Origin of the sequence: Pseudomonas alcaligenes, from assembly GCF_014490745.1 — a bacterium.
GTDB classification, from domain to species: domain Bacteria; phylum Pseudomonadota; class Gammaproteobacteria; order Pseudomonadales; family Pseudomonadaceae; genus Aquipseudomonas; species Aquipseudomonas alcaligenes_C.
In genome coordinates this window covers 3,839,716-3,852,623 of the sequence record NZ_LZEU01000001.1, presented here as the reverse complement: position 1 = coordinate 3,852,623, position 12,908 = coordinate 3,839,716, and the positions used below count along the sequence as shown (strand labels likewise).

Sequence of the window (12,908 nt, the reverse complement as noted above, 5' to 3'; positions counted from 1 at the left end):
TCGCGAGCAGAGCTCGCTCCTACGGATAAAGGTAGGCATTGGTTTGTCCAGGTATCAATCGAGTAGGGAGAGGGTGACCGGGGTGAGGTGGTTGTCTTCGACCCGCACCTCCAGCTCGCCTTCGCCCAGGCGCGCCTTGAGCCTCTGCCCCGGGTGGGTCTGGCTGGCGCTGCGCACGGCCTGGCCGCGATCGTCGAGGAGGATGCTGTAGCCGCGGCCAAGGGTGGCCAGCGGGCTGACGATATGCAGCTGCTGGCCCAGGGCGGCGAGCTGCTGGCGCTGCTGCCGGAGCTGGCCGTCGATGGCCCGCGGCAGGCGCTCGGCCAGGCTGTCCAGGCGCTGGCGCAGCAGGGCCAGGGCGCGCCCCGGGTGTTGCGCATGCAGGCGGCCGTCCAGGCGGGCCAGGCGCTCGTGGCGGCTGGTGGCCTGCTGGGTGAAGGCGCGGCGCAGGCGCATGTCCAGGTCGTCGAGGCGCTGGGCCTGCTGGCGCAGGCGCTCGCCGGGGTGGCGCAGGCGCCGGGTCAGGCCTTCCAGGCGCAGCTGTTCGCGGCCCAGGCGGCTCTGCAGGCTCAGCAGCAGGCGGCGCTTCAGGCCGTCCAGGCGGTGCTGCAGGTCGGAGCTGTCCGGTGCCAGCAGCTCGGCGGCGGCCGAGGGTGTTGGTGCACGTACGTCGGCGACGAAATCGCTGATCGATACGTCGGTCTCATGGCCGACGGCACTGACGATGGGCGTGGCGCAGGCGGCCACGGCGCGGGCCACGGCTTCCTCGTTGAAGCACCAGAGGTCTTCCAGCGAGCCGCCGCCGCGCGCCAGGATGATCGCGTCGAAGCCGGCGCGGTCGGCCAGCTGCAGGGCGCGGACGATCTGCGCGGTGGCTTCGCGGCCCTGCACGGCGGTGGGGATCAGGGTCAGCGCCACCTGCGGCGCGCGGCGGCGGAACACGCTGATGATGTCGCGGATCACCGCGCCGGTCGGCGAGCTGACGATGCCGATGCGCTGCGGATGGGTGGGCAGGGCGCGCTTGCTCTCGGCGGCGAACAGGCCCTCGGCGGAGAGTTTCTCCTTGAGCGCCTCGAAGGCCAGGCGCAGGGCACCGTCGCCGGCCGGCTCGACGCTGTCGAGGATCAGCTGGTAGTCGCCGCGGCCCTCGAACAGCGAGACCTTGCCGCGCACCTTCACCGCCAGGCCGTCGCGCAGGGCCTGGCGCACGCGCGCGGCGTTCTGCCGGAACAGCGCGCAGCGCACCTGGGCCTGGCTGTCCTTGAGGGTGAAATAGATGTGGCCGGAGGCCGGGCGGGCCAGGTTGGATATCTCGCCTTCGACCCAGACCTGGGCGAACACGTCTTCCAGCAGCAGGCGGGCACGGTTGTTCAGTTGGCTGACGCTCAAGGTCTCGCGGTCGAGACCCAGGCGCTGGAAGGGATCGTTGAGCATGGCCGGCATGATAAAGGCTTTGCCGGGCCAGCCATAGGTCGGTCGGCCTTGACCGGCGGGCTGCCGGGATTAAGCTGCGCGCCTGTTTTCGATTCGGGGTGCCGCCATGAGCGACCAGCAGATCATCCTGGTGCCACAGATTTCCAGCCTGCCCGGGCACGAGGCCAAGGCCTGGGCGCTGTTGCGCTGGCTGATCAAGCGCGACATCGTCGAGGCGCAGCCGAGCACCTGTGGCCGTGGCGCGCGGGGCATGGCCTACGCCATCGCGCCGGGTGCCCGGGCGGTGGTGGAGCATCCCGAGCGGCTGCCGTTCGGTCGCCCGCTCAATGGTCTGGAGGTGATCAGCAAGCGCTGCATCTATACGCCGACCGTGGATTTCCTCGAGGAAGCCGGTTGCCCGCAGTGCCGCCAGGAGATCGGCGAGGCGCTGTTCGACAGCCTGGAGGAGTGGATGCCGGGGCTGACCGACAACTTCAGCTGCCCGCAGTGCGGCCATGAGGACGACATCAACGGCTTCCTGTTCCTGCAGCCCTGTGCCTTCTCCAACCTCGGCTTCATTTTCAACAACTGGGCCGAGGCGGGCTTCCGTCAGGGCTTTCTCGACGAGTTTGCCGAGCGCCTGGGCCAGCCCGTGCGCCAGGTGCTGGTGCAGATCTGAGGCGGCGAGCCGGCTCTCTGTACGCCGATCACAGTTTGCATTGAGCGAAGCGGGTCAGCTGGGTATAATGCCGCGCTTCTTATTTTCCCGCTCGGGAGCCCCGCCATGCTGCGTATCAGCCAAGAAGCCCTGACTTTCGACGACGTCCTCCTGATTCCCGGTTATTCCGAAGTCCTGCCGAAAGACGTCAGCCTCAAGACCCAACTCACGCGCGGCATCTCGCTGAATATTCCGCTGCTGTCCGCGGCCATGGACACCGTCACCGAAGCGCGCCTGGCGATTGCCATGGCCCAGGAAGGCGGTATCGGCATCATCCACAAGAACATGACCGTCGAGCAGCAGGCTGCCGAAGTACGCAAGGTCAAGAAGTTCGAAGCCGGCGTGGTCAAGGATCCGATCACCATCGAGGCCGACGCCACCGTGCGCGACCTGTTCGAGCTGACCCGCCAGCACAACATCTCCGGCGTGCCGGTACTGTCCAACGGCGACCTGGTCGGCATCGTCACCTCCCGTGACGTGCGTTTCGAGAACCGCCTGGATGCCCTGGTGCGCGACGTGATGACGCCGAAAGAGCGTCTGGTCACCGTCAAGGAAGGCGCCACCAAGGAAGCCGTGCGCGAGCTGCTGCACAAGCACCGCATCGAGAAAGTCCTGATCGTCGACGACGCCTTCGCCCTCAAGGGCATGATGACCGTCAAGGACATCGAGAAGGCCAAGGCCTACCCGCTGGCCAGCAAGGACGACCAGGGCCGCCTGCGCGTCGGCGCTGCCGTCGGCACCGGTGCCGATACCGCTGACCGGGTTGGCGCACTGGTGGCTGCCGGCGTCGACGTGATCATCGTCGACACCGCCCACGGTCACTCCAAGGGCGTGATCGATCGCGTACGCTGGGTCAAGCAGAACTTCCCCGAGGTGCAAGTCATTGGCGGCAATATCGCCACCGGCGAAGCGGCCAAGGCCCTCGCCGAAGCCGGCGCCGATGCGGTCAAGGTCGGTATCGGCCCGGGCTCGATCTGCACCACCCGCATCGTCGCCGGTGTCGGCGTTCCGCAAATCTCCGCGGTGGCCAACGTCGCCGCCGCTCTGGCTGGCACCGGTGTGCCGCTGATTGCCGACGGCGGTATCCGTTTCTCCGGTGACCTGTCCAAGGCCATCGTTGCTGGCGCCTCCGCCGTGATGATCGGCTCCATGCTGGCCGGTACCGAAGAAGCCCCGGGCGAAGTCGAACTGTTCCAGGGCCGTTCCTACAAGGCCTACCGCGGCATGGGCTCGCTGGGCGCCATGGCCCAGGCCCAGGGTTCTTCCGACCGTTATTTCCAGGACTCCTCGGCCGGTGCCGAGAAGCTGGTGCCGGAAGGCATCGAAGGCCGTGTGCCGTACAAGGGCGCGATGAGCGCCATCGTCCACCAGCTGATGGGCGGCCTGCGCGCCTCCATGGGCTACACCGGCTGCGCCACCGTCGAGGAAATGCGCACCAAGCCGGAGTTCGTGCGCATCACCGGCGCCGGCATGGCCGAGTCGCACGTGCACGATGTACAGATCACCAAGGAAGCCCCGAACTATCGGGTCGGTTGATCGACGCTTTATAGAAGAACACACGGGGCTGCTATTCAGCCCCGTGTCATTTGCGAATTCCGCTACGAGAGACGGCCATGGCCCACGACATTCACGCCCACCGCATCCTGATTCTGGACTTCGGTTCCCAGTACACCCAGCTGATCGCCCGCCGTGTGCGCGAGATCGGTGTGTACTGCGAAATCCACCCGTTCGACATGGACAACGAGGCGATCCGCGCCTTCGCCCCGCGCGGCGTGATCCTCGCCGGTGGCCCGGAGTCGGTGCATGAAGCGGGCAGCCCGCGCGCGCCGCAGGCGGTGTTCGAGCTGAACGTGCCGATCTTCGGTATCTGCTACGGCATGCAGACCATGGCCGAGCAGCTTGGCGGCAAGGTGGAAGGCTCCGACCTGCGCGAGTTCGGCTATGCCCGCGTCGACGTGGTCGGCAAGGCCCGCCTGCTCGACGGCATCGAAGACCATGTGGACACCGACGGTGTGCTCGGTCTGGACGTGTGGATGAGCCACGGCGACAAGGTCACCGAGATCCCGGCCGGCTTCCATATCCTCGCCAGCACCCCGAGCTGCCCGATCGCCGCCATGGCTGACGACAGCCGCGGCTACTACGGCGTGCAGTTCCACCCGGAAGTGACCCATACCAAGCAGGGCGGGCGCATCCTCTCGCGCTTCATCCTCGACATCTGCGGCTGCGAAGCCCTGTGGACTCCGGCCAACATCGTCGAAGACGCCATCGCCAACGTGCGTGCCCAGGTCGGCACTTCCAAGGTGCTGCTGGGCCTGTCCGGCGGCGTCGACTCCTCGGTGGTTGCCGCGCTGCTGCACCGCGCCATCGGCGACCAGCTGACCTGCGTGTTCGTCGACAACGGCCTGCTGCGCCACAAGGAAGGTGACCAGGTGATGGCCATGTTCGCCGAGAACATGGGCGTCAAGGTGATCCGCGCCAACGCCGAAGAGCTGTTCCTCGGTCGCCTGGCCGGTGTCAGCGACCCGGAAGAGAAGCGCAAGATCATCGGTCGCAGCTTCATCGAGGTGTTTGATGAGGAAGCCACCAAGCTCAAGGACGTGAAGTTCCTCGCCCAGGGCACCATCTACCCGGACGTGATCGAGTCGGCTGGCGCCAAGACCGGCAAGGCCCATGTGATCAAGTCGCACCACAACGTCGGCGGCCTGCCGGAAGACATGCAGTTCTCCCTGGTCGAGCCGCTGCGCGAGCTGTTCAAGGACGAAGTGCGCAAGATCGGCCTGGAGCTGGGCCTGCCCTACGACATGGTCTATCGCCACCCGTTCCCGGGCCCGGGCCTGGGCGTGCGCATCCTCGGCGAAGTGAAGAAGGAATATGCCGACCTGCTGCGTCTGGCCGACCACATCTTCATCGAGGAGCTGCGCAACTTCGACTGGTACCACAAGACCAGCCAGGCCTTCGTGGTGTTCCAGCCGGTGAAATCGGTGGGCGTGGTCGGCGACGGCCGTCGCTACGCCTGGGTCGTGGCCCTGCGCGCCGTGGAAACCATCGACTTCATGACCGCACGCTGGGCGCACCTGCCCTACGAGCTGCTGGAGAAGGTCTCCAACCGCATCATCAACGAGATCTCCGGTATCTCCCGCGTCACCTACGACGTGTCGAGCAAGCCGCCAGCCACCATCGAGTGGGAATGATCTAGCCAACAGGGGCAGCGCGAGCTGCCCTTGTCGCATCTGCGCATGCGGCAATCGGCCTCGCTGGCGGGCTCGTCTTTGCCAGTGCTGGAATGAGAAGATATTGCAATTGGCGGGCCGGGCTTCTCCGGCGGCTGCGCAACGGGGTTGGATATGGCATTTACCCGCAGACAAGTATTGGCCGGCCTGGTCGGGCTGGGTGTGGTCGGCCTCGGCGCTGGTGGCGTGCGTTACTGGCTGGGGCGCCCGGAGAACGCGGCGAGCCATGACTACCAGCTGATCGCCGCGCCCTTCGACCTGGAGCTGGTGCCCGGGCATGTCACTCCGGCCTGGGGCTACGGTGGCCAGGCACCGGGCGTGGAGCTGCGCTGCCGGCAGGGCGAGCGCCTGCGCGTGCGCTTCGTCAACCAGCTCGCCGAGCCGACCACCATCCACTGGCACGGCATTCGCCTGCCGCTGGAGATGGACGGCGTGCCCTATGTCTCGCAGTTGCCGGTGCTGCCGGGCGAGTACTTCGACTACGACTTCCTCACTCCGGATGCCGGCAGCTACTGGTACCACCCGCACCTGTCCAGCGCCGAGCAGCTCGGCCGCGGCCTGGTCGGCCCGCTGATCATCGAGGAGCGCGAGCCGACTGGCTTCGCCCACGAGCGCACGCTATGCCTGAAAACCTGGCATGTGGATGCGGAGGGTGCTTTCAGCGCCTTCAGCGTGCCGCGTGAGGCGGCGCGCGAAGGCACTCGCGGGCGCCTGTCGACCATCAACGGCGTGCCGGCTCCTACCCTCGAACTGCCGGCCGGGCAGGTGGTGCGCCTGCGCCTGATCAACGTCGACAGCACGGTGACCTACTGCCTCAACCTGTCCGGTGGTGAGGCGCGCATCTATGCCCTCGACGGCCATCCGGTGCAGCCGCGGCCGCTGGGCAAGGATTACTGGCTGGGCCCGGGCATGCGCCTGGATCTGGCGTTGCGGGTGCCGGCTAGCGGCACCGAGCTGTCGCTGCGCAACGGCCCGCTGCGCCTGGCCACCCTGAAAAGCGTGGCCAGCCCGGAACCGGCCGCTGAGTGGCCGCCAGCGCTGCCGGCCAACCCGGTGGCGGAGCCGGATCTGGGCCGCGCCGAGACTCTGCGCTTCAACTTCGAGTGGGCCGCGACCCTGGTCGACAACGTCGCCCAGGGCGCCAAGTACCGCTACTGGCAGATCAACGGCCAGGCCTGGGACATCAACGACAAGACCTGTGCCGACCGCCCCATCGCCAAGCTGAAGCAGGGCGGCCACTACATCTTCGTGCTGCGCAACATGGCCCAGTACCAGCACCCGGTGCACCTGCACGGCATGGCGTTCAAGGTGCTGGATTCGGATCGCCGGGACATCGTGCCGTACTTCACCGACACCTACCTGCTGGGCAAGAACGAGACGGCGCGTATCGCCTTCGTTGCCGATAATCCCGGGATATGGATGTTCCACTGCCATGTGATCGACCACATGGAAACCGGCCTGATGGCCGCCATCGAGGTGGCCTGATGCGCCAGCCGCAGATCATCGACCGCAGCCAGGACGAGCGCCTCATGCGCGAGGCGCTGGCTTTGGCTGCCGAGGGGGCGCAAAGGGGAGAGGTACCGGTAGGCGCGCTGCTGGTGCAGGGCGGGGTGGTGATCGGCCGCGGCTTCAACTGCCCGATCTCCACCAGCGACCCCAGTGCCCATGCCGAGATGGTGGCGATCCGCGCTGCCGCCGCGGCTGTGCAGAACTACCGCCTGCCGGGCAGCACCCTGTATGTCACCCTGGAGCCGTGCAGCATGTGCGCCGGGCTGATCGTGCATTCGCGCATCGCTCGGGTGGTCTACGGCACCACCGAGCCCAAGGCCGGGGTGGCGATCAGCCGCGGGCAGTTCTTCGAGCAGAGTTTCCTCAACCACCGGGTGCTGATCGAGGGCGGCGTGCTGGCCCAGGAATGCAGCGAGATGCTCAGCGCCTTCTTCAAGGCGCGCCGCCAGGGCTGACCGGGGGCGCTTAGAGCAGCCCGGACTCATCCTTGGGCAGGGTCTTGTTGACGCCCGGCACGTGCAGGCCGCTCTCGGCGATCTGGCTGCCTTCCAGCTGCGGCTGGGTCACCCAGTTGAGAATGTCGTAGTAGCGGCGGATGTTGCGCACGAAGTGCACCGTTTCGCCGCCGCGCGCATAGCCATAGCGGGTCTTGCTGTACCAGCGTTTCTGCGACAGGCGCGGCAGCATCTGCTGCACGTCCAGCCACTTGTTCGGGTTCAGCCCTTCGGCCTCGGCCAGCTTGCGCGCGTCGCCCAGGTGGGCGATGCCGATGTTGTAGGCGGCCAGGGCGAACCAGGTGCGATCCGGCTCGCTCATGTCTTCGGTCAGGCCGGAATGGATCAGGGCGAAGTACTTGGCGCCGCCAAGGATGCTCTGCCGCGGATCCAGGCGGTTGACCACGCCCATCGCCTGGGCGGTGCCCTGGGTCAGCATCATCAGGCCGCGCACGCCGGTCTTGGAGGTGGCGTCCGGCTGCCAGATCGACTCCTGGTAGCCGATGGCGGCCAGCAGGCGCCAGTCCACCTTGTGTTTCTCGGCGGCCTGCTTGAAGTGCTGCTCGTAGCGCGGCAGGCGCTGCTGCAGGTGCTGGGCGAAGGTGTAGGCGCCGACGTAGCCGAGTACGTCGACATGCCCGTAGTAGCGATCCTTGAGGCGCTTGAGGCTGCCGTTCTCGGCCACCAGGTCGAGGAAGTCGTTGACCTCGCGCAGCAGGCTGTCGTCGCTGCCGGCGGCCACCGCCCAGCCCAGGCTGCGCGCGTCGCCGAGGTCGAAGGCGACGCGCACGTTGGGGAAATACACCTGGTTCATCGCCAGTTCGTTGGAATCCACCAGGGTCAGGTCGATCTGCCCGTCGTCGACCATGCGCAGCAGGTCGACCACTTCCACGTCGGCGGACTCTTCGTACTGCAAGCCGGGCATGTTCTGCTTCAGTTCGGCCAGCTGTTCGGCGTGGCTGCTGCCCTTGAGCACCAGGATGCGCTTGCCGAGCAGGTCTTCCGGGCGCGATGGGCGCGGCTCGCCGTTGCGGTAGACGACCTGCGGGGTGACTTCCAGGTAGGACTTGGAGAACTGCGCCTGGGCCTTGCGCCCGTCGCTGGCGACCAGGCCGGCGGCGGCCAGCACCGGGCCGCCCGGCTGGTTGAGGCGGGTGAACAGGTCGTCGAGGTTGTCGGCCGTCTCGATCTTCAGCTCGACCCCCAGGTTGTCGGCAAAACGCTTGACCAGCTCGTACTCGAAGCCGGTTTCGCCGCTGCGATCCTGGAAATAGGTGGCCGGGCTGTTGCGGGTGACCACGCGTAGCACGCCCTCCTTCTGGACGCGCTCGAGCGTGCTGGGCGGTTTGGCGACATCGCCATCGCCATCGCAGCCCGCGAGCAACAGAAGGATTGCGGTCGCCAGCAGCCAGGCGGCAGAGCGGGTGCGCAACGCGGTGTGGGCAAACATCGGCGCAGTATACGCAAAGCCTGCTGGGCGCCATATCTCGACAGCTCGGGGTGGCTCTGCTAGGTACATCGGCATGCATCCTTACGGGTGCCGCCCGGCGGCGCTTTAGGCTAGAATGCACGGCCTCAAAGCACACCCCTTCCCAGAGGCTGTTCACGATGTTGATCCTGCGCGGCGCGCCCGCTCTTTCCGCCTTCCGTCACGGCAAACTGCTTTCGCAACTGACCGCCAAGGTTCCCGCCGTGACCGGGCTGTACGCCGAGTTCGCGCACTTTGCCGAAGTGACCGGTGTGCTGACCGCCGCCGAAGAGCAAGTTCTGGCCCGTCTGCTGAAGTACGGCCCGAGCGTTCCGGTGCAGGAACCCAGCGGCAAGCTGTTCCTGACCATCCCGCGTTTCGGCACCATTTCGCCCTGGTCGAGCAAGGCCAGCGACATCGCCCGCAACTGCGGCCTGGCCAAGATCGAGCGCCTGGAGCGCGGCATCGCCTACTACGTCAGCGGCGAGCTGAACGCAGCCGAGGCCCAGGCCGTGGCTGCCGTGCTGCACGACCGCATGACCCAGCTGGTGCTGGGTGCCCTGGAAGAGGCTGCCGGCCTGTTCAACCACGCCGAGCCCAAGCCGCTGACCGCGGTGGACATCCTCGGCGGCGGCCGCGCCGCCCTGGTGCAGGCCAACGTGCAGCTGGGCCTGGCCCTGGCCGACGACGAGATCGACTACCTGGTGAAGAACTTCACCGAGCTGGGCCGCAACCCGCACGACGTTGAACTGATGATGTTCGCCCAGGCCAACTCCGAGCACTGCCGCCACAAGATCTTCAATGCCAGCTGGGACATCGACGGCGAGAGCCAGGACAAGTCGCTGTTCGGCATGATCAAGAACACCTACCAGATGCACAGCGATGGCGTGCTGTCCGCCTACAAGGACAACGCCTCGGTGATCGTCGGCCATGAGGCCGGGCGCTTCTTCCCCAATCCGGAAACCCGCGAATACGGCGCCACTCAGGAGCCGGTGCACATCCTGATGAAGGTGGAAACGCACAACCACCCGACCGCCATCGCCCCGTTCCCCGGCGCCTCCACCGGCTCCGGCGGCGAGATCCGCGACGAAGGCGCCACCGGTCGCGGCGCCAAGCCGAAGGCCGGCCTGACCGGTTTCAGCGTGTCCAACCTGAACATCCCCGGTTTCGAGCAGCCGTGGGAGAAGCCCTACGGCAAGCCCGAGCGCATCGTCACCGCGCTGGACATCATGATCGAGGGCCCGCTGGGCGGCGCCGCGTTCAACAACGAATTCGGCCGCCCGGCGCTGAACGGCTACTTCCGTACCTTCGAGCAGGCGGTGCAGAGCCCGCGTGGCGAGGAAGTGCGCGGCTACCACAAGCCGATCATGCTCGCCGGCGGCCTCGGCAACATCCGTGAAGACCATGTGCAGAAGGGCGAGATCTCGGTCGGCGCCAAGCTGATCGTGCTCGGCGGCCCGGCCATGCTGATCGGCCTGGGCGGCGGCGCCGCGTCCTCCATGGCCACCGGCGCCAGCTCGGCCGACCTGGACTTCGCCTCGGTGCAGCGCGACAACCCGGAAATGGAGCGTCGTTGCCAGGAAGTCATCGACCGCTGCTGGCAGCTGGGCGATGCCAACCCGATCAAGTTCATCCACGACGTCGGCGCCGGCGGTATCTCCAACGCCCTGCCGGAACTGATCAATGACGGCGGCCGTGGCGGTCGCTTCGAACTGCGCGCCGTACCCAACGACGAGCCGGGCATGGCCCCGCACGAAATCTGGTGCAACGAATCGCAGGAACGTTACGTGATGTCGGTCGACGCCGCCGACTTCGAGCGCTTCAAGGCCATCTGCGAGCGCGAGCGCTGCCCGTTCGCGGTGGTCGGCGAGGCCATCGCCGAGCCGCATCTGACCGTCTCCGACAGCCACTTCGGCAACAAGCCGGTGGACATGCCGCTGGAAGTACTGCTCGGCAAGCCGCCACGCATGCACCGCAGCGTGGCTCGCGAAGCAGAGCAGGGCGATGACTTCGCCGCCGCCCGCGTCGACATCGACGAAGCGGTGAGCCGCGTGCTGCGCCACCCGGCCGTGGCCAGCAAGAGCTTCCTGATCACCATCGGCGACCGCACCATCACCGGCCTGGTTGCCCGCGACCAGATGGTCGGCCCGTGGCAGGTACCGGTGGCCGACTGCGCCGTCACCGCCACCAGCTTCGACGTCTACACCGGTGAAGCCATGGCCATGGGCGAGCGCACCCCGCTGGCCCTGCTCGACGCCCCGGCTTCGGGCCGCATGGCGGTCGGCGAGACCATCACCAACCTGGCCGCCGCGCGCATCGACAAGCTGTCCGATATCAAGCTGTCGGCCAACTGGATGGCCGCTGCCGGCCACCCGGGCGAAGACGCGCGCCTGTACGACACGGTCAAAGCGGTCGGCATGGAGCTGTGCCCGGCGCTCGGCATCACCATTCCGGTGGGCAAGGACTCGATGTCCATGAAGACCCGCTGGCAGGACGAGGGCGTCGACAAGAGCGTGACCTCGCCGCTGTCGCTGGTGATCTCCGGCTTCGCTCCGGTGCAGGATGTGCGCAAGTCGCTGACTCCGCAGCTGCGCCTGGACAAGGGCGAGACCGACCTGATCCTGATCGACCTCGGTCGCGGGCAGAACCGCATGGGCGGCTCGATCCTGGCGCAGACCTACGCGCAGATCGGCCAGAGCGTGCCGGACGTCGACGACGCTGAAGACCTCAAGGCCTTCTTCGCCGTGATCCAGGGCCTGAATGCCGACGGCCATATCCTGGCCTACCACGACCGCTCCGACGGTGGCCTGCTGACCACCGCCCTGGAAATGGCCTTCGCCGGCCACTGCGGCCTCAACCTGTTCCTCGACGCCCTGGCCGATGGCAAGGATGACCTGGCTGCCGTGCTGTTCAACGAAGAGCTCGGCGCGGTGATCCAGGTACACCAGGACGCCACTCCGGAAGTGCTGGCGCAGTTCAGCGCCGCCGGCCTCGACGACTGCGTGGCGGTGATCGGCCAGCCGGTCAACGGCAGCGACGTGGCCATTAGCTTCAACGGTGAAGCGGTGTTCGGTGGCCAGCGCCGTCTGCTGCAGCGCCAGTGGGCCGAGACCAGCTACCAGATCCAGCGCCTGCGCGACAACGTCAGCTGCGCCGAGCAGGAGTTCGACAACATCCTCGACGAGGACAACCCGGGTCTGTCGATCAAGCTGTCCTATGACGTCAACCAGGACATCGCCGCGCCCTACATCAAGAAAGGCGTGCGTCCGCGCATCGCCGTGCTGCGCGAGCAGGGCGTCAACGGTCAGGTGGAGATGGCCGCGGCCTTCGACCGCGCCGGTTTCAGCGCGATCGACGTGCACATGAGCGACATCCTCAGCGGCCGCGTCAGCCTGGAAGAGTTCAAGGGCCTGGTGGCCTGCGGCGGCTTCTCCTACGGCGACGTGCTCGGCGCCGGTGAAGGCTGGGCCAAGTCGATCCTGTTCAACGCCCGTGCCCGCGATGGTTTCCAGGCCTTCTTCGAGCGCAAGGACAGCTTTGCCCTCGGCGTGTGCAACGGCTGCCAGATGATGAGCAACCTGCACGAGCTGATTCCCGGCACCGAGTTCTGGCCGCACTTCGTGCGCAACCGCTCGGAGCAGTTCGAGGCACGCGTGGCCATGGTGCAGGTGCAGGAGTCGGCGTCGATCTTCCTGCGTGGCATGGCCGGTTCGCGCATGCCGATCGCCATCGCCCACGGCGAAGGCCATGCCGAGTTTGAAAGCGAGGAGGCCCTGCTCGAGGCGGATCTGTCCGGCTCCGTGGCGCTGCGCTTCGTCGACAACCACGGCAAGGTCACCGAAACCTACCCGGCCAACCCCAACGGTTCGCCGCGTGGCATCACCGGTCTGTGCAGCCGCGACGGCCGCGTGACCATCATGATGCCGCACCCGGAGCGGGTATTCCGCGCCGTGCAGAACTCCTGGCGCCCGGACGAGTGGCAGGAAGACGGCGGCTGGCTGCGCATGTTCCGCAACGCCCGCGTGTGGGTCGACTGATCCCCACGCACAACCCTCTCCCGCCTGCGGGGGAGGGCG

At 67.1% G+C, this 12,908-nt stretch carries 8 protein-coding genes; 6 read left to right on the top strand and 2 right to left on the bottom strand.

Annotation, left to right across the window (positions count from 1 at the left end; genetic code table 11):
• Positions 1-54: 54 nt before the first annotated feature.
• Complete coding sequence (gene xseA, locus A9179_RS17595) at positions 55-1,434, bottom strand: exodeoxyribonuclease VII large subunit (RefSeq protein WP_187807512.1); 1,380 nt, start codon at positions 1,432-1,434, stop codon at positions 55-57.
• Positions 1,435-1,540: 106 nt separating this feature from the next.
• Here xseA and A9179_RS17590 point away from each other — a divergent pair, with 106 nt between their 5' ends.
• The 5 genes from A9179_RS17590 (at position 1,541) to tadA (ending at position 7,325) form a co-directional block, all read left to right on the top strand.
• The gene (locus A9179_RS17590; protein WP_187807511.1) at positions 1,541-2,092 is read left to right on the top strand and encodes a sugar ABC transporter ATPase; all 552 of its coding nucleotides are present in this window, start codon (positions 1,541-1,543) and stop codon (positions 2,090-2,092) included.
• 105 nt (positions 2,093-2,197) lie between these two features.
• Entirely contained in the window at positions 2,198-3,667 is a 1,470-nt protein-coding gene (gene guaB, locus A9179_RS17585) for an IMP dehydrogenase (RefSeq protein WP_187807510.1), read from the top strand.
• Between the two features lie 77 nt (positions 3,668-3,744).
• Positions 3,745-5,322 carry a glutamine-hydrolyzing GMP synthase gene (gene guaA, locus A9179_RS17580; protein ID WP_187807509.1) on the top strand — a complete coding sequence of 526 codons (1,578 nt, stop codon included), beginning with the start codon at positions 3,745-3,747 and terminating at the stop codon, positions 5,320-5,322.
• 153 nt (positions 5,323-5,475) lie between these two features.
• Positions 5,476-6,846: a multicopper oxidase family protein gene (locus A9179_RS17575; protein ID WP_187807508.1), complete on the top strand. Its 1,371-nt coding sequence runs from the start codon at positions 5,476-5,478 to the stop codon at positions 6,844-6,846.
• The gene (gene tadA, locus A9179_RS17570) at positions 6,846-7,325 is read left to right on the top strand and encodes a tRNA adenosine(34) deaminase TadA (RefSeq protein ID WP_187807507.1); all 480 of its coding nucleotides are present in this window, start codon (positions 6,846-6,848) and stop codon (positions 7,323-7,325) included. The genes A9179_RS17575 and tadA overlap by 1 nt, the downstream gene beginning before the upstream one ends.
• Before the next feature lie 10 nt (positions 7,326-7,335).
• Here tadA and mltF read toward each other — a convergent pair whose 3' ends face one another.
• Positions 7,336-8,814 (bottom strand): membrane-bound lytic murein transglycosylase MltF, encoded by a 1,479-nt coding sequence (gene mltF, locus A9179_RS17565; RefSeq protein WP_223123239.1) that lies wholly within the window; start codon positions 8,812-8,814, stop codon positions 7,336-7,338.
• Between the two features lie 158 nt (positions 8,815-8,972).
• Here mltF and purL point away from each other — a divergent pair, with 158 nt between their 5' ends.
• Positions 8,973-12,869, top strand: a complete 3,897-nt coding sequence (gene purL, locus A9179_RS17560) for a phosphoribosylformylglycinamidine synthase (RefSeq protein WP_187807505.1) — start codon at positions 8,973-8,975, stop codon at positions 12,867-12,869.
• Positions 12,870-12,908 lie beyond the last annotated feature (39 nt).